Genomic DNA, 25,211 nt, shown 5'->3' with positions numbered 1-25,211 from the left:
CGGCGTCTGCTTTGTCGCACGGCTTGCCAATAGCCCGCTATTGGCTGCGCCGCGCTTCGCGCATCCATCCGCATGCCGGGGCCAGCGCGGGGGTGAAATGAATGATGGCACGCCCTAGACATCGGCCACTCGATCGAGAAAGTCACGCCCGAGGAGATGCAGCGCCGCTACGATGCGCTGATGGCCAACGTCAGCTGACGGCCCGGCAGCATGCCGGGCGCGATCCACCGGGTGTGCCGGCTCAAGCCGAATGCCCGGCAGGCCGCTGCGGCGCCAGCCCGCCTCTGCGGCCGGACAGCCAGGCCGCGCAGGCCACCATGGCCGCGACGCACGCCAGCGCGATGGCCACGCCCTGGGCCATGGCCGCACGCGCCGCAGGGCCCACGGGCTGGCCGGGCACCGCGTAGAGCTGTGCCAGCAGGTCCGGGGCCACCCAGGCGTGGGTGAGCAGCGCCACCAGTGCAATGCCCGTGAGCCCACCGGCGCTTTGCAGGCTGGCGCGCAGCGCGTTGACGATGCCGCGGTGCGCGGCCGGGCAGCCATCCATCAGGACCTGGTTGCAGGGCGTCACGAACAAGGCCAGGCTCGCGCCCAGCCCCGCCATGCACAGGGGCAGCCAGGCCCCGCCATCGAAGAGGACCACCCCCCCCAGCGACAGGGTGAACACCGCCAGGCTGGCCAGGGCCCCGGTGCACAGCGTGTGCGCCGCCACGTGCCGGGTGGCCCAGCCGGCCACCGGTGCGCCCAGCACCATGCCCAGGGCCAGTGCCGCCAGCCGCCAGCCGACATCGCTGGCCGGCCACTGCAGGGCGAGCTGGTAGTACAGCGCCAGAATGACGATGGGCCCCTGCTGGGCAATGGCCATGAGGAACACGCAGGCGCACAGCCGCAGCCGGCGCGGGTCTCTCAGCAAGTCCGGCGCGATCAAGGGAGCCTGGGCCTTGCAGAGCCACCGCCACAGCAGTGCAAAGCTGCCCACACTGGCCACCAGCATCAGCCCGGCCGGCCACAGCGCCGCACCGGCCTGCCCAAGGCCCTCCCCGCTGCCAGCGGCGGGGGTTCCCGCATGGGCCAGGCCCCAGCAGAGCATGCCCAGGCCAGTGGCCGACAACAGGGCGCCCACCCAGTCGAACCGGGGCGGCTGGCGTGGCCGCAGGTCCTGCGCGACGACGCGCAGGGCGTGCACCAGCACCGCCAGGGCCAGCATGCCCGAGCAAGCGAAGACGCTGCGCCAGCCCAGCACCTGGTCGAGCCATCCGCCCAACGCCGGCCCCAGCGCCTGAGCCAGGGCCGCGACCATGGCCAGACGCCCCAGGGCAAAGCCCAGTGCCGGCCCCCGGTAGGCGTCTGCGACCAGCACTGCCGTGTTGGCAAAGATGGCCGCTGCCGCCGCACCCTGTATGCCGCGCAGCACCAACAGCACCGTGGCACCGGACGCCATGGCTGCGGCGAAAGCCGCCAGGCCAAAGACGGCCAGGCCGGCGCAGAACAGGCGCCTCTTGCCATGCATGTCTGCCACCCGGCCAAAGCACAGGGTCAGCACCGACAGGCTGAGCCAATAGGCCAGCACCACCCACTGGGCCTGGGCGCTGCTGGCGCGCAGATCCCGGGCGATGGAAGGGGCCAGGACATTCACCGCCGTCGCACTGAAAAAGCACGCCGTGGCCGCCAGGCACGCGCACAGCAGCACCTGACCTGGGCGCGGCTCCACCGGCCAGCCCGGGCCTGCGCCCACTTACTGTTCCACCTTGAAGCCCGATGCCTCCACGACGGGTTTCCAGAAGTCATGGTCCTTCTGCATCTGCTCCGCCAGGTAGGCCGCAGGCAAGCCCGTCGCCTGGATGCCGGCGCGCTCGAGCAGTGCAGTGACCGGCGCGCTCCGGGTGGCCTGGATCAGGGCCTTCTCCAGCTTCTTCACCACCTCATCGGGCGTGCCTGCGGGCACGTAGGCGCCAAAGGAAGTGGTGGCCCGGTCAAAGGCCTTGTAGCCCAGCTCATGCACGGTGGGCACGTCGGGCAGCCACTTGACGCGCTCGCTCCCCCCCACGGCGATGATCCGGACCTTGCCTGCGCGGTGCAGCTCCAGTTGGCTGCCCAGCGCGTCGGTGCCCACCGGCAGATGGCCGCCGGCAATGTCAGTGAGCAAGGGAGCCCCGCCCTTGTAGTTGACGGCCGTCAGCGGCACGCCGATCTCCTTGCCCAGCCCGACAATGGAGAAATGCAGCGCCCCGCCCAGCGATGTCAGGCCGAAAGTGCGCTGGCCCGGGTCCTTCTTCGCAACGGCCACGTACTCCTGGAAGCTACGGAACGGCGACATCGGGCTGGTCGAGATGATGGCCGGGTTGTTCGTGAGGTGGGCCACGGGCCTGAAGTCCCTCTTGTAGTCGTACTTCAGCGACGTGTAGCTCATCGGAAAGATGATGAACGGCGGGCCCGACGCGATGAGGACGGTGCGCCCGTCGGGCTTGGCCCGCTTGACGAAATCGATCGACAGCATGCTGGAGGCGCCCGGCCTGTTGTCCACCAGCACTGTCTCGCCGAGCATCGGTGCCAGCTGCTCCGACAGCCCGCGCGCCAGCGCGTCCAGCGCGCCCCCCGGCGCGAATCCGACGACCAGGCGAACCGGGTCCTTGTTCTGGGCGCTGGCCTGGGACGGTGCCAGTGCGAGGGCGGCGAAGGCGCACAGCGCGGCCGATGTCTTGGTCAGGTGTTTCATGGTGGCGAAAAAGCGTTGGGGTTGCAAAAAAGGTTCCGTGGTCGAACCGACTCAGTCCAGGCCCGCCAGCAGGGGCGAGCGGCCGGCCGCGCAGGCCGATTCGAAGCACCAGGCAGCGGCCAGGAGCCGGGCGTCCTGTTTGAAACCGCCCACCATCTGCAAGCCGATGGGCAGCCCCGCAGGCGACCAGCCACAGGGCACGGAGACGGCCGGGTGGCCCGTGAGGTTGAAGGGCATGGTCCAGGGAAACCAGTTGGGCCGCACCTGCGGGTAGCGCACGCCATCGATCTCCAGCTCACCGAACAGGTCCTGGTCGACGGGCAAGGCCGTCTGGTTCAGGGTCGGCGTCACGATGAAGTCGTACTGCGTGAACAGGTCGGCCACGCGCCGGTACAGCGCCGTGCGCGCGAACATGGCCGCCTGGTACTCGTTGGCCGTGACATCGCGCGCCAGCGCCAGTTGCTGCAGCAGGGACGGGGTGAGCACCGCCCCATGCTCGCGCGCCAGGTCAGTGAAGCGGGCGCGCCAGCTGGTGTGGTTGATGACGCGCCAGATGGGCTCCACGTCCAGGTCCATATCCACCACTTCGTGCAGCTGCGCGCCCTGGTCCTGCAGCAGGGCCAAGGCCGCATCGAAGGCGGCCGCCACCGCCGCAGCCACCGGGCGCCCCTTGGGCACACGGGCAAAGCCCACGCGGCAGCCCCGCAGCGCACCGTGCGCGCCCGTGATGCCGGCAAACGCATCTGCAGGCAAACCCATGGACCAGGGATCGCAGGGGTCCTCGCCGGCCAGCACGCCCAGCATCAGCGCCGTGTCCTCGGCGGTGCGCGTCATGGGGGTCACGTAGGTGTAGTTGGAGAAAGCGTCCTGCACCTGGCTGTGCGGCACCACCCCCAGGCTCTGCTTGAAGCCGAAGACGCCATTGCACGCGGCGGGAATGCGCGTGGAACCCCCGCCATCCGTGGCAATGGCCAGCGGCGCAAGGCCGGCGGCCACGGCAACGGCCGCCCCCCCGCTGGAGCCGCCGCTGGTGTGCGCCCTGCTCCAGGCATTGGGCGTACGGCCGAACAGCGGTGCATCGGTAAAGCACTTGGCTCCGAACTCCGACGTCGTGGTCTTGCCCACCAGCACCGCCCCACCCCGGCGCATGCGGGCCACCGCCAGGGCATCGCTGTCAGGCAGGTTGTCGGCGTAGACGACGGAGCCGTGGGTGGTGCGAACGCCCTTGGTGTTCACGATGTCCTTGACCGAAAACGGCACGCCATCGAGCGGGCTCAGGGGCTCGCCGTGCAGCCAGCGCGCCTCGGAGGCCCGTGCAGCGGCAAGGGCGGTCTCCTCGCACAGGGCAAGGTAGCAGTTCAGCCGGGGCTGCAAGGCCCCGATGCGCTCGAAGGTGGCACCAACCACCTCCACCGGCGAGAGAAGCCGGTGGCGATAGCCGTCCGACAGTTGCCTGGCGGTGAGTGCGGCGATGCTGTGCTCGCTCAGTGTTGCTTGGGTCATGGGCCCGATAATTGCATCGGGCAGAGAATGCTTCCAATACCGTTTTCGAAAGAGTCCTTATGGCAAAGCTAACGGGTACCGACCTGCGCGGGTTCTCCTACTTTCTGGCGGTTGCGGACGAACAATCGCTGGCCGCCGCCGCCAAGCGCCTGCACATGGCGCAGCCGCCGCTCTCGGTCCAGATACGCAAGCTCGAAGACCGGGTGGGCGTGGCGCTTTTCGAGCGGAGCAGCCATGGCATGCGGCTCACCGACGCCGGTCGCGCGCTCTATGCCCGGGCCAAGGACGCCGTCCAGCTGGCTCAGGACGGGTTCGACGCGGCAGCGGCCATCGGCAGCGGGCGGCGGGGCACCCTCAAGGTGGGCCTCATGCACTCCCTGTGCTATGCCTTCCTGCCGCGCATCGTGGAAGCCCTGCACCAGCGCCTGCCGGAGGCCGATTTTCATTTCGAGGAGATGGACGCCCCGGCCGTGCGCGAAGAGCTGCAGGAGCGCCGCATCCACGTGGCCATCGGCCTGCCACCGCAGGCGCAGGACGGCATGGCCTGCGTTGCCTGCGGCCGGCTGCGCTACGAGGCGGCAGTCCCGGACAGCGTGTTTCCCGATGCGGCAACGCCGCTCTCGCTGGACCGCTTCACCGCCGAGCCCCTGATCCTCTTGCCCACCGCGCCCCAAGCACAGGCCACGTCCGGCGTGCTGCAGATGCTCCGCCAGCGGGGCTACCACCCCCAGGTGGCGTACCGGGTGCAAACCGTCCATGGAGCCCTCGCCCTGGTCAAGGCTGGCATGGGGGTTGCCGTATTGCCCGAAAGCGTGCGGGCGATGCTGCCCGCCGGGGTGGCGCTGCGCCCCCTGCAGGATTTCGACCACAGCCTGGAGGTGGCCGCCAGCTGGCTGGACGGCCAGCCCGACCAGGCGCTCATCCGCGAGTTCGTGGAGGTGGTGCAGCCCATGTTCGCCGAGCCAGCCTCGCGCATCCACTGAACACGCCGGGCCCCTGGCACTGAGTTGCCTGGGCACGTTCAGGCCACTCACCCCAGCCCGCGCAGGCTGAGCCGCACCCCCAGCCCGCGCAGGTCGCCGCTCTGGTACAACTGCAGTTGCCCCCCGTAGGCCTGGGCGATCTGGCCCGCAATGGCCAGGCCCAGCCCGCTGCCCTGCACCGACTCGTCAAAGCGCAGGCCGCGCTGCCCGGCGGCCTGCAGCTGCGCGGGCGCCATACCGGGGCCATCGTCCTCGACCTCCAGCACCCACGCAGCAGCGGGGCCGTCGCCCTCCCCGCGCACGCGCAGCGACAGCCGCACGCGCGAGGCGGCCCACTTGCCCGCGTTGTCCAGCAGGTTGCCCAGCACTTCCTCCAGGTCGGCGCGCTCGCCGCGCCACAGCAACGCCCCCGGGGCCTGGTCGTCCAGCTCCCAGGCCAGTTCCTGTGCGGCGTGCAGGCGCTGCATCATGTGCAGCACCTGGCCCACGCATTCGCGCACATCCACCGCCGGCCCGGCAGCGGCGGGGTGGGCCAGCAGCGCATCGCTCATGGTGCGGGCCTGGTAGCGGTCCACCAGCTGGGCCATGGCCGCCACCTGGCGCTGCACCTCGCCGGCAGGCACCTGCGGCTGCGTGCTGGCCTGGGCGCTGAGCAGGGCCAGGGGCTTCTTAAGGGCGTGGTTCAGGTCGGCCGCGTGCGCGCGGGCGCGGGCCACCACCTGCGCGTTGTGGGCCAGCAGGCCGGCCAGCTCGTTCTGCAGGGGCTGCAGGTCGCGCCCCGTGGGGGCGGAGAGGTGCTGTGCCACGTCGGGCCCCGGGCCCTGCGGCGAGCGCAGGGCCGCCAGCAGCGCCTCCAGCCGGCGCAGGGGGGCCAGGCCCACGCGCACCTGCATCCACGCCAGCGCCCCGGCCAGGGCCATCAGCACCATGGCGGCCAGCACCAGGGTGCGGTCGATCTGGCGCATGCTGTCCTGCAGCTGCGCCGCCGGGCCGTAGACCACCAGGGCCGCCTCGGTCGCGGGCGGCCCCAGCGTGATGGGGGTGGCCAAGGCCAGCAGGGGCTCCTGCATCGGCCCCGTTGCCCGGTGCAGCACGGGCGAGCCGCTTGCAGGCACGGGCTCGGTGGGCAGGCTGTCCATGTCCCACAGCGAGCGCGAGCGCAGCACGCTGGCTCCGGCATGGGCGCGCCAGTACCACCCGGCATAGATGGCGCTGAACTCGTCCGCCCCGCCGCCCGCATCGCGCAGGCCGCCCTGCGGCCCCACCTGCAGCCGCGCGCCCACGCGCTGGGCCTTGTCGCGCAGCACCTGCTCGAAGCTGGCCAGCAGGCTCTGGTGCATCTGCGCGCGCAGCCACCAGCCGCCCGCGCCCACCAGCACCAGCATGGGTACCAGGGCCAGCAGCACGATGCGCGTGGCCATGGGCCACTGCGCCAGCTGCAGCGCGAGCCGCTGGGCCAGCGCCATCAGGCCGGCCCTCGCGGTGCGTCTGCGGGCCCGGCCTCCAGCCGAAAGCCCTGGCCGCGCTCGGTCACGAGCCGTGGCGCACCGCCGAGCTTGCGGCGGATGCGGCCGATCAGCACGTCCAGGGTGTTGGAGTCAGGGTCCAGGTCGCGCGCATACACGTGCTCGCCAATCTCGCTGCGCGTGAGCAGCCGGCCCGGGTGGTGCATGAAGTACGCCAGGATGCGGTGCTCCTGCGCCGTGAGCTGCAGGCCCTGGCCCTGCAGCACGAAGCGGCCCTGCACCACGTCGTACTCCAGCGGCCCGGCGCGCAGCACCGCGCTGGCCGACCCGGCCGTGCGGCGCAGCATGGCGCGCAGGCGCAGCACCACCTCGTCCATCAAAAAGGGCTTGGTCAGGTAGTCATCGGCCCCGGCGTTGAAGCCCGCCAGCTTGTCGCTCCAGCGGTTGCGCGCCGTGAGCACCAGCACCGGCCAGCCGCACCCGGCCTCGCGCCAGTCGCGCAGGGTGCTCAGGCCGTCCTTGAGCGGCAGGCCCAGGTCCAGCACCGCGGCGCTGTAGGCCTCGGCCGTGCCGGCAAAGGACGCGGCCTCGCCATCGTGCTCCACATCCACGGCAAAGCCCGCCGCCTCCAGCGCCAGCCGCAGTTGGCCGGCCAGCGCCTCGTCATCTTCCACCACCAACACACGCATCTAATCGTCTACCTTCTGGCGCAATACCTGCAAAGTGACGGCATCCACCTCCAGCTCCAGCTTGTGGCCGTTGGGCTGCAGCAGCTCCACGCTGTAGTGGGGCTGGCGCCGGTGGTCGGTCTCCAGCTCCACCTCCAGCACCAGGCCGGCAAAGCGCGGGTGCAGCGATTCGAGCATGGCCCAGAGGGGCTTGATGGCGGTCTTGGGGGCGGCGCCCTGGGGCGCGTGGATCACCTCGCCGGTGGACACATCCATCAGCAGCTTCATCTGGCCCGCAGGCTTCTCGGAGAGCTTGACCTCGTACACCGCCTGCCCCTGGGCATCGCGCTCGAAATCCACCTCCGACACGCGCGCGCCATAGCGCTGCTCCAGGCGCTTGAGGTAGCGCGCCATCTGCGCGGGGGACACGGGTTGCGTGGGCCAGTCGCTCTCCTGCGCCACCACGGCGCCGGTGGCGGCATCGACCAGCACCTCGTGCTTGCGGCCCTGCGCGTCGAGGAGCTTGATCTCGTAGCGCAGCTCGCCCTTGCGCCCGCGCTCGGTCTCCACCTCGATGACGCGGCCGTTGTACTGCCGGCTGATCTCGGCGATCACGCTGTTCAGCGGCTTGAGCTGCCCGTTGAGCACGCCGCGCCGCGCCGCCTCCTGCTCGGCCGCCAGGCCCGGCTGCTGCGCCAGCACCTGCGCACAGGCCAGCACCAGCGCCGCACCGGCGGCACGCGGTAAGGGGCTCATCCATCGTTGCATCGCGGGGATTATTGCGGACGATCCTAAACGCCCCATGAACAAGGGCTTCACGCCGTGTTTAGGCGCAGCGCACCACACTGCCGCCCATTCTTGTCAACCAAAGGAAAGCACCGTGAAAAAGACCCTCCTGAGCCTGTCCCTTGCCGCTGCGGCCGCCGTGGCCACCCTGCCCTCCATGGCCCTGGCCATGGGCGCGCAGGACGCGCTCAACGTGATCGCCCAGAACCACCATGTGGCCACGCACGGCCTGCAAAAACAATACGGCTACTGGACCGCCGAGGCCATCGCCAACGACGGCCAGCGCGCCACCGTGCTGGTCAAGGATGCCGATGCCAGCTTCATCGCCTTGCGCAAGGGCGACATCGGCACCACCCTGCCCGGCGTGGCCCAGGTGGCCCAGGCCCTGCGCGCCGCCGGCTGGGCCCATGTGCATGACCTGGAGCTCGACGACGGCTTCTGGCAGGCCGAGGCGCGCCAGAGCCTGGTCCACGGCGAAAAGGTCGAACTCGTGCTGCACCCCCAGACGCTGGAGGTGCTCAGCCAGGTCGGCCGCAGCGGCGGCTTTGCCAACCAGCAAGCCGTGCTCGGGGCCGAGCAGATCCGCCGGGCGCTGCAGCAGGCCGGCTACACACGGGTGCACGACCTGGACTACGACGATGGCCACTGGGAGGCCGAGGCCACCAACGTCGCCGGCCAGTCAGTGGAGCTGCGCCTGGACCCGCACACGGCCCAGGTGCTGAGCGAACGGCTGGACGACTGAGCCCCCCGTCGCAGCGGGCCGCAGCCCCTGGCTGCGGCCCTATGCCCGCACCAGCACCGCCCGCACGCCCGCCTGCGTGTAGCCGTACTTGCCATACAGGCCAAACGCCGCCACCTCCTGCCCCGGCGCCAGGCAGGCATGCGTGGCGCCCAGCGCACGGGCCTTGGCTTCCAGCGCCTGCATGACAAGGTGGCACAGCCCCCTGCGGCGGTGCGCAGGGTGGGTGAACATGTCGGAGACATAGGCCACCGCGCACCCGGGCAGCAGTACCAGTTGCCCTTTGGCGACGACCTCATCGCCCCGCGTGGCAAACACGTTGTGGATGAACGGGTCGCGCGCGGCACCGGGGTTCGAGATTCCGGGCAACTTCGCAAACCGCGCCATGCCCTGCGCATCGGCCACCCCGTGCACCTGCGCGCCCGGCGTGGCGGGGCGGCTCCAGGCGGTGGTCAGCGGGCGCGCCAGCAGCGTGCTGGTCCAGGCCAGCAGGTAGCCCTGTTCGATGAAGTGCTGTTCCTCGGATGGTGGCTGCCCCGCAAAGAGGTTGACCACATGCGCGCAGGCACTGGCCGGTGCGCTGGCCACCTCGCGCAGGCTTTGCGCGCCCGGCGCGGTGCAGAAGAACTCGCTCACATAGTCGAACTGCACGGGCCAGGGCCATGCCAGTGGCGTGGGGTAGCAGACCTCGGTGGTGGCAGCGCCGTGCTGCAGCACCGCTGCACCGGCCGCGCACCGCTCGCGGTGGGCCAGCGCGCGGATGAAAGCCGCTACGGCGTCAGGCGCTGCACACGCCGGCGGCAGCGGCGCCACCATGGCGCGCGGGGGCCCGGCGTCGGTCATCGTTTGGCAGGCTGCGTGCCCAGCGCCAGCAGTTGCCGCGCCTCCAGCTTGGTCTCGTCGAGGGCGTTCGCGCTGTCGATGGCGATCTGCAGGTACTTGCGCACCGTCTCGGTCTCCAGGTCGCTGACCATGTAGAGCTTGGCCAGCTGCAGCGCGGCCTCTGCGTCGCCGGCATCGAGCGCGCGCAGGAACCAGCGCTTGGCGCTCGCCATGTCGCCCATGCAGCGGTAGCTGATGCCGATGTTCAAAAACGCCAGCTCGCTGCCTGCGGCGATGGCCTTCTTGTCCCATTCGATGGACTGCGCCAGGTCGATGCGCACTCCCTCGCCCGCGCCGTACATCACCGCCACCATGGCCATGCAGTCCACATCCCCCGCCTGCGCCCCCGCCAGAAAGCCCTTGAAAGCCTTGTTCAGGTGCCCCCGGTCATAGGCCGCGGTAGCTTCTTCGTAGGGGTTGTGCTCTGCATCGGACATGGCGTTACCTTCCTGTGGTCGGTCAGAAGTGAAGAAGAAGAAGAAGAGGAACAAGAAACCGGAAAATCCTGGCGCGGCCATCATGCCCGGCTTTCATGGCACCACGCCGGCCATGCCGGCCGGTTCACCGCACACGCCCCTGGCACGTCCCTGCACCGGCACGCCCTGGGGTTGCGTTGGATCGCCACTGTAAACGGCATTTGGGTGAGCCCACCCAAAACCCCACGCCAAGCCGCTGCAGGCCCGCCCCGCCGTAGCAAAATAGCGCCACAAGGATTCCACCAAAACACCAACACACCGACGGGGTGAGAGGGATGGCAGCACGCATCGACCCACACCGCCCGCATGCCGCGGCACGAGAGGCCGGTTGCAGGCGCGGGCAGGCTCGGGTGCACGCGCCCGCCTGCACTGCTGCAACCCCCACCCGAACCGCCCGGCCACACCATGCCCTTGACCACCGCCACCCTGCTCTGCCTGGTCGTTGCCATCCACGATGGCGACTCTTTTCGCGCCCGCTGCGGCGATGTCACGCGCAATGAGGAGACCTTCGTCGCCATCCGCGCCATCGATGCGCCCGAAATGCGCCAGCCCTATGGCGAGCTGGCGCACAAAAGCCTGGTCAACCTGTGCCTGGTGCCGCAGAAGGTCAAGCTGAGCAACACCTCGGTGGACGTGTTTGGCCGCACCGTGGCCGATGTGGAGTGCCAGGGCAAGGACACGGCCACCGAGCAGTTGCGCGCCGGCATGGCCTGGTACGACCCCAAGGTGGGCCCGGGCTACGAGGCGCTGGCCGACATCCAGCTGCGCGCCCAGGCCGCCGGGCGCGGGCTGTGGGCGCAAAACGGCCCGCTGCCGCCCTGGGACTGGCGCGCCACGCGCAAGCTCAAGCCCACGGGCCCCGTGGCCAGCCCGCAGCGCTACCCCTGATGCGGATCGATCGCATCGCCAAGCAAGCAGGGGCCGCAGGCCGTGCTGCTGCACAGCAAGGCGAAGCAACGGCGTTGAACGGCTGAAGGCAAATCCGCAGGCTGCGGGCCGCGGCGCAGCGGCAAGCCGTGCGACACGGCAGACGCCGCATGCCGGGGCCAGCCCGAAGGGAAAGCCTGCTGCCGCCTTGGCACCCAAAAACCCACCCTCCGGGTGCGGCATCGGGCGGCCTGGAATGTTTAGCTGCTACGGTCTCGGGAATGAACAGTGATTTCTCTCCCCTCCTCTGGCTCCAGCACACCACCATCGCGGGCCTGTCCGTCAGCAGCATTGCCATCGCGTCGATGGTGGCCCTGCTGGTCTATCTGGCGATGGCCACCACGGTGCGCATTGCCCTGCACCGCCTCGCCAGCATCGCGGGCCGCACGGCCAACCGCGCCGACGACTTTTTCATCGAGGTGCTCAGCGGCACCAGCCAGTGGCTGATGGCCCTGGCCGCGCTGCTGATCGGCGTGGGCATGCTCGACCTGGCGGACCGCTGGGCTGCGCGCGTGGGCCAGCTGTGGTTTGTGGCGCTGGCCCTGCAGCTGGCGCTGTGGGCCAACCGGGCCGTGACCATCGGCCTGCGCCGCCATGCCGAGCGCAACGCCAGCGTGGGCCAGGGGCCCCAGAGCGCTGCCACCACGCTGGTCTCATGGGGCCTGCGCACGATGCTGTGGGCCGTGGCGCTGCTGGCGATGCTCTCGAACATGGGGGTCAACATCACGGCCTTCGTCGCCAGCCTGGGCGTGGGCGGCATTGCGATTGCACTGGCAGCGCAGAACATCCTGGGCGACCTGTTCGCCTCCATCGCCATCGCCACCGACAAGCCTTTCGAGGTGGGCGACTTCATCACCCTGGGCAGCGTGGCCGGCACGGTGGAGATGGTGGGCGTCAAGACCACGCGCATCCGCAGCCTGAGCGGCGAGCAGATCGTGATGTCCAACACCGAGATGCTCAAGCAGACCGTGAGCAACTTCAAGCGGCTGCAGGAGCGCCGCATCGTCTTCGGCTTCGGCGTGACCTACGACACCACGGCCGAGCAGGCCGAGGCCATTCCCGCGCTGGTCAAGGGCATCATCGAGGCCAGCGACAAGCTGCGCTTCGACCGCGCGCACTTCAAGAAGTTCGGCGACAGCTCGCTGGACTACGAGGTGGTCTACATCGTGCGCGACCCGGCCTACGGCATCTACATGGACGAGCAGCAGCGCATCAACCTGGCGCTGATGCGCGAGCTGGCGGCGCAGGGCATCGGTTTTGCCTTCCCCACGCGCACCGTACACCTGGTGGCCCCGGCGGCCCCGGCGGCCCCGGCGGCCGGCAGCGGGATCGGGATCGGGCAGGCAGGCGTGCTGCCCGGCTAGTAGACGCAGTTTTATTGCCATTTGTTTGCGGGACAGGACACTGGGCGCAGCCAGCGCGCAGCGCCTGCGGCGCCGGCAGGCCAGACAGGTCGCAGAGGTCAGGGCTGCGCGCCGGGCGGTACAGGCCCGGCGCCGCCTGTGCTGCCCATGCCCGAGCCGCCCTGCGCCACGGTGCGCAGGTGCACGTCGAGCTGGTTGTAGGGGATGGCGATGCCCGCGGCCTGCAGCGCAGCAATCAGGCGCGCGAGCAGGTCGCCGCGCAGGGTGACCCAGTGGGAGACATCGTGCGTCCACACGCGCACGGCAAAGTTCAGCGCGCTGTCGCCATAGCCCACCATCAGCACCGCCGGGGCCGGGGTGTCCAGCACGCCCGGGGTGCCGCGCGCTGCGGCGGCCAGCACGGCCAGCACCTGGGCCGGGTCGGAGCCGTAGGCCACGCCCACGGGCACCTCCACGCGCCGGCTGCGGTCGAACAGGGTCCAGTTGGTCAGGTTGCCGCTGAGCAGCAGGCCATTGGGCACCACCACGTCGGCGCCATCGAAGGTGCGGATGATGGTGGCGCGCAGGCCGATCTCGCGCACGGTGCCCGAGCTGCCTGCAGCGTCCACCACGTCGCCGGGCTGGATCGGCCGCTCGACCATCAGCACCAGGCCCGAGACGAAGTTGTTGACCACGTTCTGCAGCCCGAAGCCGATGCCCACGCCCAGCGCGCCGAACACCAGCGCCAGCTGGCTGACCTTGAAGCCGGCGGCCGACAGCGCCACCAACAGGCCGACCACCAGCACGCCGTAGTAGCTCAGCGAGGCGATGCTGTTGCCCACGCCGCGCGGCAGCCCGGCGTGGCCCGGCAGCTCCTCGCGCAGCAGGCGCCGCACGCCGCCGGCCACCCAGAACGCGAGCCACGCCGAGAACGCAAACACCAGCACGTCGCCGACCTGGATGGACACCTCCCCCACCTCGATGCCCACCCCCAGCACGGCCGCGCCCGCGCCGTGCAGCGGCCGCAGCACGCGAAAGCGGTCCATGCTGTAGAGCAGCCAGCCGGCACACGCCCCCAGCACCATCAGGCGCGTGCCCGCCGTCCTGAGCAGCGGCGCATACTCGCGCACCAGCCGGCGGCTGGCCAGCTCGGGCTGGCCCAGCAGGGCGCGCAGCAGGCCGGTGCCGGCCGACACGCCGGCATACAGCAGCAGGGCCATGCAGCCACTGTCGATGACGCCGCTGGTCAGCGTTTCGGCCAGCGACACATTGCCGCCCACATTGGCGGCAGTGGCCAGGGCCAGCAATGCCAGCACCGCCCAGGCAAAAGCACGCAGGGTGCGCTGCAGGCGCCGCGCACGTTGCAGCGCTGGCGAGGGCGGTGCCAGGCCGGCCGCAGAAGCCACCACCGGCACCGCCCCACCAGCCCGCCCCATGCGGCGCAGCAGCCAGACGGTGAGCCACAGTGCCAGCAGGCCCAGGGCCAGCAGAAACAGGCGGTAGCGGCCCGCATCGGCCAGCACCGCAAGCCCCAGGCGGTCCAGCGCATACAGCGCCACGGCCACATAGGGCCAGGCGCCCAGCGCGCCCAGGGTGCCGGCGGGCAGCAGGCGCAGCGCCGGCAGCAGGGCCACCAGCATCACGACCTCCTGCACCAGCAGGGGCGCGTCGGGCTCGAACACCAGCACCGCGAGCATGGACAGCAGCAGCCAGGCCGACACCGGGCGGCGCAGCGCCTGCGCGCCCTCCTGCGGTGCGGCGGCTTCGTCCCTGCGGTTGCGCGCTGAGCGCCGGCTGCGCAGCACCAGCCAGACGATGAGCGGCAGCAGCAGCACCTGCACCACGCGCAGCGCGCGCTGGTTGCCGGTGTCGTTGGTGCTGTAGTCGATGGCGAACTGCTGCTCGATGTCCAGCCCCCGGTCCATGGCGGCCAGCGTCGCCTGCGTGTTGTCACCGCCGGCCAGGCCCAGGCCGCGCCACAGCGGGGCCACGTCAACGCGCAGCAGCCTGCGGTCGATATCGTCGATGGCAGCCGCCACCTCGGCGCTGCCGGCCTGGATGCGGGCCTTGAGCTCGCTGGCGCGCTGCATCAGCTCGAACTGCCGCGCCAGCGCCGTGCCCAGCGCGGTCTCGGTGCTGTCGATGCGGGTGAGCATGCCATCCACGCGCTCGGCCAGCGCCGGTGGCAGGCCATCGAGCAGGCCCTCGGCACGGGTGGCCGACCAGGCCGCGCGGCGCTGCGCCAACTGCAGGGCGCTGTCGCCATAAGGGGCCAGCGTGCGCCGGGCCTGGGCTTCCCAGCGCTCGTAGCGCCGCACGTCGAACTGCCAGTGCCGCTCCAGGCTTTCCAGCCGCATCACCGGCAGCTCGCGCAGGCCCGCACCCGCCGTGGTGCGCAGCTTGGCGTCCACCGGGCCGGCAATGCCATCGAGCGCGCGGCGCAGCGCATCGACCGGGTCCGCAGCCGAGAGCAGGCGCTGGGCCCGGTCCACGCGCTGCAGGTCTTCCTCCGCGCGGGCCAGGATGTCCGGCACCGCAATCGGCCGGGCGGCCGTGGCAACCGTCGTGGCGGTCTGTGCAGCCGATGCGGGCACCGCCGGGGCAGGCTGCGCATGGCCAGCACGCATGCATGCCAGCAACAGGCAGGCAGCCAGGGCAAAGCGCATGAGCACCCCATCGCATCGCCGCCCGGGGCCTGCCATGGCACGGGAGCTGGGGGGTGGCACGACAGGCAGGCGAAAGGGTGACATCACAGTTTCGGGTTTCCATGCATCCCTTCCCGCAGCCGGGAAGAACAACGACCGCCAGGGCCGGGTCGGCACCACAGTGCAACTGCAGCGCAGTATGGCGCAAGCCATCGCCTGCCGGCACAGGCTACCCCAGGGCCGTGCCCGCTGCGGCGCCCCGCCCTACTCGATGAAAGAGGCCGGCCCTGCAGCACCTGCAGCACCCGCGAGCGCCAGGGCCGCATCGCTCGGCCGGCCTGCCCCTTGCATGCACCCGCGCACCAGCCCGCGCACCAGCGCATGGCTGGCGCGGGCGGGCCCGAACAGGGTGCGGTAGATGATGGGGGCGACCACGCCGTCCATGATGGCGTCCACCGTGGGCACAGCCTCGCCGCGCTGCAGGCCACGGGTGATGATGATCTCGATCTGGCTGGCGGTGTAGGCCGCGCACTGGCTGGGCACGGCCATGCTGCCCTGGACGCGGCCGGCCAGCACATCGCGCAGCATGGTCTGCCCGACCTCGGAGCCCATCTCTTCAAAGAACTGCTCGGCCCAGGCCTGCAGGTCGCCTTCCACGCTGCCGGTGTCCGCAGGCTCGGCATCGGCACGAAAGCGGTCCAGCGCCACGTCGGCCAGCAGCTCGGCCAGGTCGCCCCAGCGGCGGTAGATGGTGGAGGGCGTGACGCCCGCCTGCGCCGCGATCAGCGGCACGGTGAGCTGCGCGCGGCCGATCTGCTCGGCCAGCTCGCGGGTGGCGCGGTGGACGGCGGCCTGCACGCGGGCGCTGCGTCCCCCGGGGCGGGGGGCTGGTCTGGGGTTCATGGCCCGATGCTAAAGCAAAAAGATTGCTTTAGTGGTTTAATGCACAAAAGCAAATTCTTTGCTTTTGTATTGCACTGGAGTTTCCATGGCCCCGCACCCAGCCGCCACCGCCGCCACGCCGCACACCGCCATGGCCCCACCCTCGGCCCCCGTCCGCAGGATGGGCCATGCCCAGGCCCTGTGGCTGCTGGCCTCCATCCTGGTGGGGTTTCTGGCGGCATCGAGCGCGCCCTCGCCGCTGTACGCGCTATACCGCGACAGCTGGGGCTTTTCGGCGCTCACGCTGACCCTGGTGTTCGCCAGCTACGCCTTTGCGCTGCTCAGCACGGCGCTGCTGTTCGGCACCTTCTCGGACCACAGGGGCCGGCGCGAGGTGGTGTTGCTGGCGCTGGTGCTGGAGATCGCCTCCACCGTGCTCTTCTGGCAGGCCGATTCGGTGGCCTGGCTGTTTGCCGCGCGCATCGTGCAGGGCCTGGCCACGGGCATCGCCACCAGCGTGCTCAGCGCCGCGCTGATCGACCTGCACCCCGAGCGCGGCGCCCTGGTGAACACCGTGGCGCCCATGCTGGGCATGTCCATCGGGGCTCTGGGCACCAGCGCGCTGGTGCAGTTTGCGCCCACGCACACGGCGCTGGTGTTCGAGCTGCTGCTGGCGCTGTTCGTGCTGCAGACGCTGGCCGCCGTCTTTTTGCCCGAAACGGTGGTGCGCCGCCCAGGCGCCTGGCGCTCGCTGCGCCCGCGCATCGCCATACCGGCCAGCTCGCGCGCCACGCTGGTGCGCATCCTGCCGCTGAACACGGCGCTGTGGGCGCTGGGCGGCTTTTACCTTTCGCTGGGGCCCACGCTGGCGCGGGTCATCACCGGCAGCCATGCGCCGGTGGTGGGCGGCGCGCTCATCTGCGCACTGGTGCTCACCAGCGCCGTGGCCATCGTGTTCGTGCGCGCCCGGCCGCCGCGGAAGGTGCTGCTGCTGGGCACGGTGGCGCTGGTGCTGGGGCTGGCCATCACGCTGGCGGGCGTGGCCCTGCATTCGAGCGTGGCCTTCTTCGCGGGCACGGTGGTGGCAGGGGTGGGGTTTGGCTCGGGCTTCAACGGCTCGCTGCGCAGCCTGGTGGGCACCGCCACGCCGGCAGAGCGCGGCGGGCTGATGTCGGGCTTTTTCGTGCTCAGCTACCTGGCCTTCAGCCTGCCGGCCATCGTGGCCGGGCTGGCCGCCGGCATCTTCGGGCTGCATGCCACGGCGCTGGGGTTCGGCCTGGCGCTGCTGGCGCTGGGGCTCACGGCGCTGGGGCTGATGATGCGGCGTGGTGCCGCCTGAACGGGGCTGGCTGGCCGGCCGCCCGACGCAATCCAGGTCAGGAGTAGATGGCCAGGCTCAGCGACAGGGCGGCGACGATGGCGATGGCCTGGATTCCAAAGACGATTCCCAAGATAGGCATGTGGTCCTCCGTGAAGAAGGCGTCAGCTTAGAACGCACTGCAACATTTGCATGCAGTCTTTTGCAAACCCGGCGGGTCAGACAACGCCTACAGGCAGCGCGCGGGCCTGCACAGGGGAGCAGGCGCCCATGGTGCAAATGCGCTTCTCTTTGGCAGACGCTTCAACGGGGCGCCGTCCTACAAAAACGGCGCGGCGGGATCTTTAGTATTGCTTCTGTCGATACCGCATCGACACCCACCCCTCCCTTGCTGAACAGCAAGTTCACAGCCCGCTCACTGCGGGCTGTTTTTTTTGCATGTACGTCGGCATCGCCCTGCACGCCGCTTCGATGTTGGCCGATGGCCTGCGTCGATGCAGTCCGACAGCCACCGTGTGCGGTCTGCGCGCCAATGGAGACACCAGAGGCTGGGAATTTTTTGGCCGTGACCGAGGGGCGCGCCACAACGCCCCGGATCTAGGCGCAAAGCACAGCCATAGCTCGGGCTATGGCGAGCATTTGCAACGACGGGCCGGGGTGTTTTGGCGTGCCAAGCGGGCATGGACGAAAGATTCTCAGCCTCTCAGACCCCAAGAGGAGGTAGCCACCATGTCCCGCACGCACAGAACCCAGCCCGAAAAGATCCGCCCCCGCGACATCAAGCGCCGCCGGCAGTGGGAGGCCATGCAGCGGCCGGCGCGCGAGGTGCTGTTGTATCCGGAACCGGAGGCGCCGCAGTGGAAGCCGCTGGGGTGAGGGTGTGGGCTGGGTGTTTGGCCCGGTCGGTTGTATTGATTGCGCGTTCTACGTTTCTGTCCTGGTGGTTGATGCTTGCTTTTGCTGAGGGCGGAGGCCGGGTTTGAGTCCGGCTTGCTGTGGGGATTGGTTCTCCGTGGCAGCTCCATGCCTGAATCAAGGGCGGAGGCCGGGATGTGCGCCCGGCGGCGCACCTACCTTCTTTTGCGTCGCCAAAAGAAGGTAGGCCAAGAAAAGGCGACCCCGCTGCCCGTGTCCCCCTCGCACTTCGTACGAGGGGGCAGCCTGCGATGCTCGGTCCTGGGGTGACGCCGAAGAACTCCCTGCGCTGCCTCTGCGAGGCAGCTGCGGTCAAACAGCTTCGGCGAGCCAGATGACGAGGCGCGTGTCCTTCGGCACGCGCTCACCCCAGGCCCTGCGCTTCTCGGCACGGTCAGAAGGGGGTGGGAGCGGGCTCCATACGGGCCATTGCTTCGCTCGGCCTGGTGGTCCTTCGCTGCGCTCGGCTCGCCAGAGCGATCGCCCAGATCGTCGGCAGCGCGCAGCGCGAACCGACCCCAGGCGCAGCTGCGAAGCAGCAGCCGTCTTTGACCCCGCTCCCACCCCTTCTGGCTGCGCCGAGAAGCGCAGGGGCTGGGGTGGGCGTGTGTGCCGAAGGACACACACGCTTCGTGATCTGACTTGCCGCAGCTGTTTGAGCGGAGTTCGAAGAACGTAGCGAGTTCTGCGGCACCACCCCAGATCCGAGCATCGCAGGTTGCCCCCGTTCGCCCGACAGGGCGAACGGGGGACGCAGACTGGGGGTCGCCTTTTCTTTGCCTACTTTCTTTTGGCGACGCAAAAGACAAGTAGGTGCGCCGCCGGGCGCACATCCCGGCCTCCGCCCACGGCAATAGAGCAGAAGCAACCATCGCCCCCAAACTACCCCCCCACACGACTGCGAGAATCCACCAGCCCCACCCAAGCCCCCCGCCCCCGGCAACCCCCACCCCATGCACTCCCCCACCCTCCCCCCGCCCACCAACACCCTGCTCCGCACCCTGGCCCTGCTCCTGGCCGCCGCCACCCTGGCCTGGCTGGCCCTGCCCGCCCAGGCCGCGCCCCCCAAGTCCTACAGCAAGAGCGGCATCAGCTTCCAGTACCCCAGCACCTGGAAGGTGATGGGCGACGAGATCGAGAAAGACGGCGCCGGCATGCGCAGCATCGACCTCGAAGGCCCGGGCGACGCCATCATCAGCCTCATGTTCATCCCCTTCCTGTCGGGCCAGAACATCGAGACCCTGGCCACGCGCGCCGCCGAACACCGCGCGCAGATGGACAAGGGCGCTGCGGCTCAGGAGGGCCCGGACAAGATCACCCCCACGGGGTTCAGCTCCAGCGCCATCTCCCGGCGCGTGGGCAGCAAGGAGGTCAAGGGCGTGCTGCAGCGCTTCGGCTACACCTCCGAGGGCGAAACCATGCAGCTCGAAGCGCGCTTTTTCTCCATGGACTTCGGCGATGCCAGCAGCGCCAACCTCATGACCCAGTCCATGGCCGAAGATGGCAAGCAGGTGGACGCAGCCCTGGGCCTGGTGATGAACACGCTGCGCTACCGCGCCAAGCGGTAGGCAGGTAGCTCAGTAAGTAGCAACAAGCCCGCCCCCTTCCCGACCTCTCCCCCTTCTCCCTGACCCATGCACCTCACCGCCACCCCGCTCCCCACCCTGCGCGCAGCCACGCGCCGCAGCATCGCCACCACAGCCCTCGGCCTCATGATGATGATGATGGCGCTGCTGCTGGCCGGCCTGGCCCAGCCCGCCCTGGCCGCGCCCAACACCACCACCTACAGCAAGGACGGCGTGAGCTTCGAGCACCCGGTCGGCTGGAAGGTGACCGAGGACTCGGTCGCCCAGGACGCAACCCGCCTGCGCAGCATCGACCTCGAAGGGCCCGACGAGGCCGTCGTGACCATCATGCTCAGCCCCTTTCTGAAGGACCAGGGCATCGAGGCCTTTGCGGCCACCATCGCCAAAGGCCGCACCGACGCCGAAAAAGCAGTCGGCGCCATTGCGCAGCAGTTGCGCTACGGCCCCTCCACCACCGCGCCCATCACGCGCAACGTGGCAGGGCAGGAGAACAAGGGGGTTTCGCAGCGCTTCGTGATCAGCCTGCTGGGCCAGAAGCTGCCGCACGAGGCGCGCTTCTTCAAGGCCCCGCTGGAGGGGACCACCGCCATCATCATGACCCAAGTGGCCGACGAATCCGCCAAGGCCGTGGAGCCCGGCTTCACCATGGCGCTCGATACCTTGCGCTACCGCAGCACCGGCAAGCGCTGACCGCCCACCGCCGCCCGGCCGGTCGTCACAGCGGGCGCGGCTCCACGAGCGTGAAGCCATTCTCAGCCGCCCATTCGCGCAGGGCCTGCCCGGTGGCTGCGGCCTCATAGTCGTACCAGCCCTGCAGCAGGCCGTGGTCCTCCAGCAGGCCCTTGAACCGGCCATAGGCGCCCGCCCGCTCGAAACAGCGGTACACCCGTTCGGCCAGTTGCGGCGCCTGCTCCTCGGCGAAGCGCAGGGCCAGGCGCCGCCCCAGGCCCAGTTCGAGCGGGTCCGGCACGGCAAGGTACAGCGACCCATCCTCCAGATCGTCGGGCACCGGGTCGTCTTCGTCTTCGCTATCGCCGCCGACCCACCAGATCCTTCCGGACTTGCGGTCGACAAAGGCGGCATGCTCGAACGGCCCCGTGGCACTGGTCCACTGGAAGGCGTCGATGAGTTCAGAGAGCTGCACCAGGGTGGTCATGGCAATCTCCAAGGGGGCAACAGGCCAGGCAACGCTCAGGCCCTGTCGTGGAAGCAGGAGCGCCCGGCAAAGGTCCGCTGCAGGGCGAGGCGCAGCGCGTGGAACTGGGCATCGGCCAGGTCAAAGCGCACTTCGATCAGGCCATCGTTGTCCATCTCGCGGGCGGCCTGCGCGTCCATCTGCACCCTCACATGGTCGCGGTGCAGGTCGAACGACAGGATATAGCCGTACCAGGACCAGCCCTGGCCGCAGTACTCGATGTAGGGCTGGTCCATGCCCAGTTCGATGTCCTGCTCGTCGTACTCGTCCTGGTGCTGCAGCATCAGGTAGAAATCCTCGTCCTCGGTGGACGGCGCCCCGAGCGTGACGATGAGCAGCCCATCGTCCTCCACGGCAGCAAATGCATCTGCGAAAAAGCCTGCGGGCATGCGCCCCCCTTCTTCCATTGTTCAGCCCGACACCCCGGCGGCCACAGGGGGCCAGGTGCCAGATTTTTGCAGGCGCCCACTATAGCCGCCACCGCCCCCCCACCGCCAGCAGCAGGTGCAGCCCGCCGGCGAGCAGTCAAGAAATCTCTAAACACCAGTTTAATTTTATCTTGACATGGTTTAGGTAAAGCTAAACAATAGGGCCCATGGCAGCCCCTGCGCACCGCGGCGCCAACCGATACCACCCATCCACCGTCCGCACGCGCCAGGGGCTGCCGCCCCCGTCACCTTCCTCTTCCCCTGCCACCCCACCTTCGCCATGCCAGCTGTCGCTGACCCGATGGGTGGGCCCCTCTGCCAGGAGCACCGCACCATGCAAACCGCACCGTCCCCTGCCACTGCGACCGCCGCCACGTACCACCCCCCTTTCGCCACCCTGGCACCCACCGGCATGGCCAGGGACAGGGCCCTGTTCTGCCGCAGCGCCAACGACCCGGTGCGCGATGCTGCCCACCACCACGCGGCGCGCGCTGCAGCGTCCGATGCGCAGTACGCCGCCGAAGACGCCGCCCACCACGACACCCTGGCCCTGGCGCGCGGCGGCGACTATGCGCGCCTGCTGTCCGCCATGGACTACCGCGACAACGACACCCGCGCCATGCACGCCCTGGTCACTTGCGCCCAGCAGGGCCATGCGCTCGCGCGCGAGGCCGTCGAGCTGCTGGCCCGCACCTGGGCCGAAACGCATACCGAGGCGGTGTGATGGACAGGCCGCAAATGCAAGGCGCCGGGCGGGCCGCCATCACGCCTGCCAGCGCGGTTGTTCTCGTGCTCGGCGCGCTGGCCATCGTGGGCACGCTGTTGTGGGCGATGCACGAGGACGCGCGGCACGGGCAGCAGCGCGCGCGCATGGCGCAGCAGGCCTTGCAGCAGCAGCAGCAGCCCGAGCCCGGCGCTGAGCAGCGCCGGCATGGGGCGGCGCAGTTCGTGTGCGGGTATGGGGTGGCTTACCAGTGGGTGAATGCGAATACGGTGGAGTGTTTGCGCGAAGTGCTTGCCGACAGGCCGGTTGCAGTCACCTCCAGCGGGCGCTGAAGGGTGGTGTGCTTGGGCGTTCAGAGTGCAGGGGTGGTGGTTATGACGTGTCTTTGCTGAGGGCGGAGGCCGGGGTGTGCGCCCGGCCTCCGCCCTCAAACAAAAAACAGAACCAACCACACGAACGCTGACGCGAGATGGCAACGCGCCATCATCGCAAGACATCGATCTCAGTGGCCTGGGTCTGGACTGCCAAGGCACGGATGCGGCTGAAACAAATGGCTTCCCTGAACTGATTTCGTAACGCTTTGTTTGGCTGACAAGGTGTGGTGATGCGAATCACCGCTTTTCGCAAGGCACCGCAACTACCATGGCACTTGAGAGGCACCCCTGCTGATCGTAAAAAAACATTCGCCAGATTTCAGGGAGGGGAGGCTGCACCGTGGCGCGTCCATCGTTCGCTCGTTCGTTCGTTGCGCACGCACTTTCTGAAGAGGCCAATGCGGGCTTCGGCAGGTTTCACCAATACTTCCAAAGATGGGTCTTCTGATGGGTTTCTTTTCGAATTTTGCGAGCCACCGCTTGCGCTCCGCCGTGTCCCGCAACCTGGCATCCCTGGCCTTCAAATTCTGGCTGATGCTCGCCCTGGTGGCGGGCATGGGCAGCGTGCACGCCGCCACGGTGGTGCACATGGATACGAGCTATCGCAACTCCGCAGCCGTGCTCAGCGACGGAACGTTGTGGACCTGGGGAGACAACCAGATGGGGCAGTTGGGCAATGGCTCCACGGTCAGTGCAGACAGACCCGTGCAGATCGGCAGCGGCTTTGCCCAGGTTGCTGTGGGCAGCCAGTACATGGTGGCCCTCAAGACCGACGGCACATTGTGGATGTGGGGCTCAGTGCTGCTGAGAAACCAGACTTTGACCGAAACCCGGCCGGTGCAGGTCGGCAGCGGCTTTGCGCAGCTGATGAACAAGGACACCGCCAGCAAAACAGACGGCTCCATCTGGTACTGGGGCGGTGCGAGAAGACTCTTCAATGGAAATGCCGGTGGCGACGACATGCTGGACCGGCTGCCACCCGGCTACCTGCAGATGATCAGTGCCGGGAACAACGGGTTGTTCCTGCTGGCAGGCGGCGCCATACAGTCTATTTCAAGGTCCTTCATGCCCACGGACTGGCTCGGTATCTGGATTTACGCCTACGGCAACGCCGGCCCGGTAGACCGTGGCTTTGTGCAGTTGGCGTTGGGCGTTTTCTCAGCCGCAGGCGTGAAGGATGACGGAACGCTCTGGCAATGGAAAGGGTCCGAAGTCCCCGTGCTGGTGGGCGGCGGCTATCGCCAGGTCGCCAAAGGCAGCAGCCACACGCTGGCACTGAAGGCCGATGGCACGGCCTGGGCCTGGGGCGCCAACCCAAATGGCCAACTGGGCGATGCCACCTTCACCGACACGGAAATCCCGCGACCGCTTGGCGCCGGGTATGCACGGGTCGCGGCATCCGCCGAGCACTCCCTGGCACTCACCACCGACGGCACGCTCCTGGCCTGGGGTCGCAACACCGAAGGGCAACTGGGTGTGGGGCCGGTGGGGCCATCGCAACCGTCGCCGCTCCCCGTGGTGTTCGAAGGCGCGGGTACACCGGGGCTGGGCACCATGGTGGCCACAGGGACCCTGACCCGCCTGACGCTGTCCGCACACGTACAGGTCAAACCCGAGCACCTCGCCAGTGGGGCCAAAGGCAATCCTTTCCTTGTGGCGATCACGCCCGACGGAACCATGTTCACCTACTCGGCGCCCGCTTTCGACCGCCTGAATCCGGCCAATCCGCTGGCCTGGGCCGACCGCCTGCAAAACACATCCTCCCTTCTGTTTGTGAACCAGGACATGAGCCACCTGTCTGGCACCGCCTTTTTCATCGGCTATGGACTGGGTGCAACCACCGCCGAGAGCCTGGGTGAAATGCTCAACAGCTTTCGCTACAAGCGGGTTTACGACATTCAATAGCCGGTACATCCCAAGGCAACGCCAACGTGGGAGTGCTTGCCGACAGGCCGGTTGCAGTCACCTCCAGAGGACGCTGAAGGGTGGTGTGCTTGGGCGTTCAGAGTGCAGGGGTGGTGGTTATGACGTGTCTTTGCTGTGGGCGGAGGCCGGGATGTGCGCCCGGCGGCGCAGTAACTTTCTCTTGAGTCGCCAAGAGAAAGTCACCAAAGAGAAGGCGACCCCGCTGCCCGTGTCCCCCTCGCCCGGTGGGCGAGGGGGCAGCCTGCGATGCTCGGGCCTGGGGTGGCGCCGAAGAACTCCCTGCGCTGCCTCTGCGAGGCAGCTCCGGTCAAACAGCTTCGGCGAGCCAGATGACGAGGCGCGTGTCCTTCGGCACGCGCTCACCCCAGGCCCTGCGCTTCTCGGCACGGTCAGAAGGGGGTGGGAGCGGGCTCCATACGGGCCATTGCTTCGCTCGGCTCGCCAGGGCGATCATGCCCAGCTCGTCGGCAGCGCGCAGCGCGTAACCGATACCCGGCGCAGCTGCGCAGCAGCAGCCGTCTTTGTCCCCGCTCCCCACCCCTGCTGGCTGCGCCGAGAAGCGCAGGAGCTGGGGTGGGTGCGTGTGCCGAAGGACACACGCACTTCGTCGTCTGGCTCGTCGCTGCTGTCTGAGCGGAGTTCGAAGAACGCAGCGAGTTCAGCGACGCCCACCCCAGATCCGAGCATCGCAGGTTGCCCCCGTTCGCCCGACAGGGCGAATGGGGGACG

Annotated in this window: 23 protein-coding genes; 11 read left to right on the top strand and 12 right to left on the bottom strand. The window is 69.2% G+C overall.

Annotated features, from left to right (window positions below):
• Window positions 1–241: 241 nt before the first annotated feature.
• From U5N23_RS09395 to U5N23_RS09385, 3 genes are read right to left on the bottom strand one after another with little or no spacing between them, the layout of a single operon-like run.
• Window positions 242–1,735, bottom strand: coding sequence for an MFS transporter (locus U5N23_RS09395; RefSeq protein ID WP_322592546.1), 1,494 nt, complete (start codon window positions 1,733–1,735; stop codon window positions 242–244).
• The gene (locus U5N23_RS09390) at window positions 1,736–2,716 is read right to left on the bottom strand and encodes a Bug family tripartite tricarboxylate transporter substrate binding protein (RefSeq protein WP_322592545.1); all 981 of its coding nucleotides are present in this window, start codon (window positions 2,714–2,716) and stop codon (window positions 1,736–1,738) included.
• Window positions 2,717–2,767: 51 nt separating this feature from the next.
• Window positions 2,768–4,219, bottom strand: coding sequence for an amidase (locus U5N23_RS09385; protein WP_322592544.1), 1,452 nt, complete (start codon window positions 4,217–4,219; stop codon window positions 2,768–2,770).
• A gap of 59 nt (window positions 4,220–4,278) precedes the next feature.
• Here U5N23_RS09385 and U5N23_RS09380 point away from each other — a divergent pair, with 59 nt between their 5' ends.
• Complete coding sequence (locus U5N23_RS09380; protein WP_322592543.1) at window positions 4,279–5,202, top strand: LysR family transcriptional regulator; 924 nt, start codon at window positions 4,279–4,281, stop codon at window positions 5,200–5,202.
• Window positions 5,203–5,249: 47 nt separating this feature from the next.
• Here U5N23_RS09380 and U5N23_RS09375 read toward each other — a convergent pair whose 3' ends face one another.
• Genes U5N23_RS09375 through U5N23_RS09365 form a run of 3 tightly spaced genes read right to left on the bottom strand, consistent with a single transcriptional unit; the run spans window position 5,250 to window position 8,092 of the window.
• Window positions 5,250–6,668: a sensor histidine kinase gene (locus U5N23_RS09375; protein WP_322592542.1), complete on the bottom strand. Its 1,419-nt coding sequence runs from the start codon at window positions 6,666–6,668 to the stop codon at window positions 5,250–5,252.
• Window positions 6,668–7,357, bottom strand: a complete 690-nt coding sequence (locus U5N23_RS09370; protein ID WP_322592541.1) for a response regulator transcription factor — start codon at window positions 7,355–7,357, stop codon at window positions 6,668–6,670. Before U5N23_RS09370 ends, U5N23_RS09375 begins: the two co-directional genes overlap by 1 nt.
• On the bottom strand, window positions 7,358–8,092 hold the full coding sequence (locus tag U5N23_RS09365) for a PepSY domain-containing protein (protein ID WP_322592540.1): 735 nt from the start codon (window positions 8,090–8,092) through the stop codon (window positions 7,358–7,360). It abuts the gene before it with no gap.
• Between the two features lie 124 nt (window positions 8,093–8,216).
• Here U5N23_RS09365 and U5N23_RS09360 point away from each other — a divergent pair, with 124 nt between their 5' ends.
• The gene (locus tag U5N23_RS09360) at window positions 8,217–8,864 is read left to right on the top strand and encodes a PepSY domain-containing protein (RefSeq protein WP_322592539.1); all 648 of its coding nucleotides are present in this window, start codon (window positions 8,217–8,219) and stop codon (window positions 8,862–8,864) included.
• Between the two features lie 39 nt (window positions 8,865–8,903).
• Here the strand turns inward: U5N23_RS09360 and U5N23_RS09355 are convergent, their stop codons facing one another.
• Together U5N23_RS09355 and U5N23_RS09350 are read right to left on the bottom strand one after the other, a co-directional pair.
• Complete coding sequence (locus U5N23_RS09355; RefSeq protein WP_322592538.1) at window positions 8,904–9,704, bottom strand: GNAT family N-acetyltransferase; 801 nt, start codon at window positions 9,702–9,704, stop codon at window positions 8,904–8,906.
• Window positions 9,701–10,180, bottom strand: a complete 480-nt coding sequence (locus U5N23_RS09350) for a sel1 repeat family protein (protein WP_322592537.1) — start codon at window positions 10,178–10,180, stop codon at window positions 9,701–9,703. The genes U5N23_RS09355 and U5N23_RS09350 overlap by 4 nt, the downstream gene beginning before the upstream one ends.
• A 444-nt stretch (window positions 10,181–10,624) precedes the next feature.
• On the opposite strand from U5N23_RS09350, the gene U5N23_RS09345 reads away from it, so the two are divergent.
• Both U5N23_RS09345 and U5N23_RS09340 read left to right on the top strand, forming a co-directional pair.
• Window positions 10,625–11,107, top strand: coding sequence for a thermonuclease family protein (locus U5N23_RS09345; protein WP_322592536.1), 483 nt, complete (start codon window positions 10,625–10,627; stop codon window positions 11,105–11,107).
• 260 nt (window positions 11,108–11,367) lie between these two features.
• Window positions 11,368–12,510: a mechanosensitive ion channel family protein gene (locus U5N23_RS09340; protein ID WP_322592535.1), complete on the top strand. Its 1,143-nt coding sequence runs from the start codon at window positions 11,368–11,370 to the stop codon at window positions 12,508–12,510.
• Window positions 12,511–12,608: 98 nt separating this feature from the next.
• Here U5N23_RS09340 and U5N23_RS09335 read toward each other — a convergent pair whose 3' ends face one another.
• Window positions 12,609–15,155: a mechanosensitive ion channel domain-containing protein gene (locus tag U5N23_RS09335; protein WP_322592534.1), complete on the bottom strand. Its 2,547-nt coding sequence runs from the start codon at window positions 15,153–15,155 to the stop codon at window positions 12,609–12,611.
• Between the two features lie 243 nt (window positions 15,156–15,398).
• A complete protein-coding gene (locus tag U5N23_RS09330) occupies window positions 15,399–16,037 on the bottom strand; it encodes a TetR/AcrR family transcriptional regulator (protein WP_322592533.1) in 639 nt (212 codons plus the stop codon).
• Window positions 16,038–16,122: 85 nt separating this feature from the next.
• Here U5N23_RS09330 and U5N23_RS09325 point away from each other — a divergent pair, with 85 nt between their 5' ends.
• From U5N23_RS09325 to U5N23_RS09310, 4 genes are all read left to right on the top strand, one after another.
• Window positions 16,123–17,355 (top strand): MFS transporter, encoded by a 1,233-nt coding sequence (locus U5N23_RS09325; RefSeq protein WP_322592532.1) that lies wholly within the window; start codon window positions 16,123–16,125, stop codon window positions 17,353–17,355.
• Window positions 17,356–18,063: 708 nt separating this feature from the next.
• The gene (locus U5N23_RS09320) at window positions 18,064–18,210 is read left to right on the top strand and encodes a hypothetical protein (protein ID WP_322592531.1); all 147 of its coding nucleotides are present in this window, start codon (window positions 18,064–18,066) and stop codon (window positions 18,208–18,210) included.
• A gap of 992 nt (window positions 18,211–19,202) precedes the next feature.
• Complete coding sequence (locus U5N23_RS09315) at window positions 19,203–19,817, top strand: hypothetical protein (protein WP_322592530.1); 615 nt, start codon at window positions 19,203–19,205, stop codon at window positions 19,815–19,817.
• 66 nt (window positions 19,818–19,883) lie between these two features.
• Entirely contained in the window at window positions 19,884–20,525 is a 642-nt protein-coding gene (locus U5N23_RS09310) for a hypothetical protein (RefSeq protein WP_322592529.1), read from the top strand.
• A gap of 25 nt (window positions 20,526–20,550) precedes the next feature.
• Here U5N23_RS09310 and U5N23_RS09305 read toward each other — a convergent pair whose 3' ends face one another.
• Both U5N23_RS09305 and U5N23_RS09300 read right to left on the bottom strand, forming a co-directional pair.
• Window positions 20,551–20,991, bottom strand: a complete 441-nt coding sequence (locus U5N23_RS09305; protein WP_322592528.1) for a UPF0158 family protein — start codon at window positions 20,989–20,991, stop codon at window positions 20,551–20,553.
• 35 nt (window positions 20,992–21,026) lie between these two features.
• Window positions 21,027–21,419 (bottom strand): Imm10 family immunity protein, encoded by a 393-nt coding sequence (locus U5N23_RS09300; RefSeq protein ID WP_322592527.1) that lies wholly within the window; start codon window positions 21,417–21,419, stop codon window positions 21,027–21,029.
• A gap of 373 nt (window positions 21,420–21,792) precedes the next feature.
• Between U5N23_RS09300 and U5N23_RS09295 the strand changes: the two genes are divergently transcribed.
• From U5N23_RS09295 to U5N23_RS09285, 3 genes are all read left to right on the top strand, one after another.
• On the top strand, window positions 21,793–22,182 hold the full coding sequence (locus U5N23_RS09295) for a hypothetical protein (protein ID WP_322592526.1): 390 nt from the start codon (window positions 21,793–21,795) through the stop codon (window positions 22,180–22,182).
• Complete coding sequence (locus U5N23_RS09290; protein WP_322592525.1) at window positions 22,182–22,514, top strand: hypothetical protein; 333 nt, start codon at window positions 22,182–22,184, stop codon at window positions 22,512–22,514. The genes U5N23_RS09295 and U5N23_RS09290 overlap by 1 nt, the downstream gene beginning before the upstream one ends.
• A gap of 576 nt (window positions 22,515–23,090) precedes the next feature.
• The gene (locus U5N23_RS09285) at window positions 23,091–24,461 is read left to right on the top strand and encodes a hypothetical protein (protein ID WP_322592524.1); all 1,371 of its coding nucleotides are present in this window, start codon (window positions 23,091–23,093) and stop codon (window positions 24,459–24,461) included.
• Window positions 24,462–25,211 lie beyond the last annotated feature (750 nt).

Source organism: Acidovorax sp., assembly GCF_034519795.1.
In the GTDB taxonomy this organism is placed as follows: Bacteria; Pseudomonadota; Gammaproteobacteria; order Burkholderiales; family Burkholderiaceae_C; genus Acidovorax.
This window is presented reverse-complemented; position numbering and strand designations above follow the sequence as displayed.

Excerpts from the sequence above, each read along its gene's own strand:
- U5N23_RS09390 (WP_322592545.1), bottom strand. The coding sequence starts at position 2,716 with ATGAAACACCTGACCAAGACATCGGCCGCGCTGTGCGCCTTCGCCGCC.
- U5N23_RS09385 (WP_322592544.1), bottom strand. The coding sequence starts at position 4,219 with ATGACCCAAGCAACACTGAGCGAGCACAGCATCGCCGCACTCACCGCC.
- U5N23_RS09380 (WP_322592543.1), top strand. The coding sequence starts at position 4,279 with ATGGCAAAGCTAACGGGTACCGACCTGCGCGGGTTCTCCTACTTTCTG.
- U5N23_RS09375 (WP_322592542.1), bottom strand. The coding sequence starts at position 6,668 with ATGGCGCTGGCCCAGCGGCTCGCGCTGCAGCTGGCGCAGTGGCCCATG.
- U5N23_RS09370 (WP_322592541.1), bottom strand. The coding sequence starts at position 7,357 with ATGCGTGTGTTGGTGGTGGAAGATGACGAGGCGCTGGCCGGCCAACTG.
- U5N23_RS09365 (WP_322592540.1), bottom strand. The coding sequence starts at position 8,092 with ATGAGCCCCTTACCGCGTGCCGCCGGTGCGGCGCTGGTGCTGGCCTGT.
- U5N23_RS09355 (WP_322592538.1), bottom strand. The coding sequence starts at position 9,704 with ATGACCGACGCCGGGCCCCCGCGCGCCATGGTGGCGCCGCTGCCGCCG.
- U5N23_RS09350 (WP_322592537.1), bottom strand. The coding sequence starts at position 10,180 with ATGTCCGATGCAGAGCACAACCCCTACGAAGAAGCTACCGCGGCCTAT.
- U5N23_RS09345 (WP_322592536.1), top strand. The coding sequence starts at position 10,625 with ATGCCCTTGACCACCGCCACCCTGCTCTGCCTGGTCGTTGCCATCCAC.
- U5N23_RS09340 (WP_322592535.1), top strand. The coding sequence starts at position 11,368 with ATGAACAGTGATTTCTCTCCCCTCCTCTGGCTCCAGCACACCACCATC.
- U5N23_RS09335 (WP_322592534.1), bottom strand. The coding sequence starts at position 15,155 with ATGCGCTTTGCCCTGGCTGCCTGCCTGTTGCTGGCATGCATGCGTGCT.
- U5N23_RS09330 (WP_322592533.1), bottom strand. The coding sequence starts at position 16,037 with ATGAACCCCAGACCAGCCCCCCGCCCCGGGGGACGCAGCGCCCGCGTG.
- U5N23_RS09325 (WP_322592532.1), top strand. The coding sequence starts at position 16,123 with ATGGCCCCGCACCCAGCCGCCACCGCCGCCACGCCGCACACCGCCATG.
- U5N23_RS09320 (WP_322592531.1), top strand. The coding sequence starts at position 18,064 with ATGTCCCGCACGCACAGAACCCAGCCCGAAAAGATCCGCCCCCGCGAC.
- U5N23_RS09315 (WP_322592530.1), top strand. The coding sequence starts at position 19,203 with ATGCACTCCCCCACCCTCCCCCCGCCCACCAACACCCTGCTCCGCACC.
- U5N23_RS09310 (WP_322592529.1), top strand. The coding sequence starts at position 19,884 with ATGCACCTCACCGCCACCCCGCTCCCCACCCTGCGCGCAGCCACGCGC.
- U5N23_RS09305 (WP_322592528.1), bottom strand. The coding sequence starts at position 20,991 with ATGACCACCCTGGTGCAGCTCTCTGAACTCATCGACGCCTTCCAGTGG.
- U5N23_RS09300 (WP_322592527.1), bottom strand. The coding sequence starts at position 21,419 with ATGCCCGCAGGCTTTTTCGCAGATGCATTTGCTGCCGTGGAGGACGAT.
- U5N23_RS09295 (WP_322592526.1), top strand. The coding sequence starts at position 21,793 with ATGCAAACCGCACCGTCCCCTGCCACTGCGACCGCCGCCACGTACCAC.
- U5N23_RS09290 (WP_322592525.1), top strand. The coding sequence starts at position 22,182 with ATGGACAGGCCGCAAATGCAAGGCGCCGGGCGGGCCGCCATCACGCCT.
- U5N23_RS09285 (WP_322592524.1), top strand. The coding sequence starts at position 23,091 with ATGCTCGCCCTGGTGGCGGGCATGGGCAGCGTGCACGCCGCCACGGTG.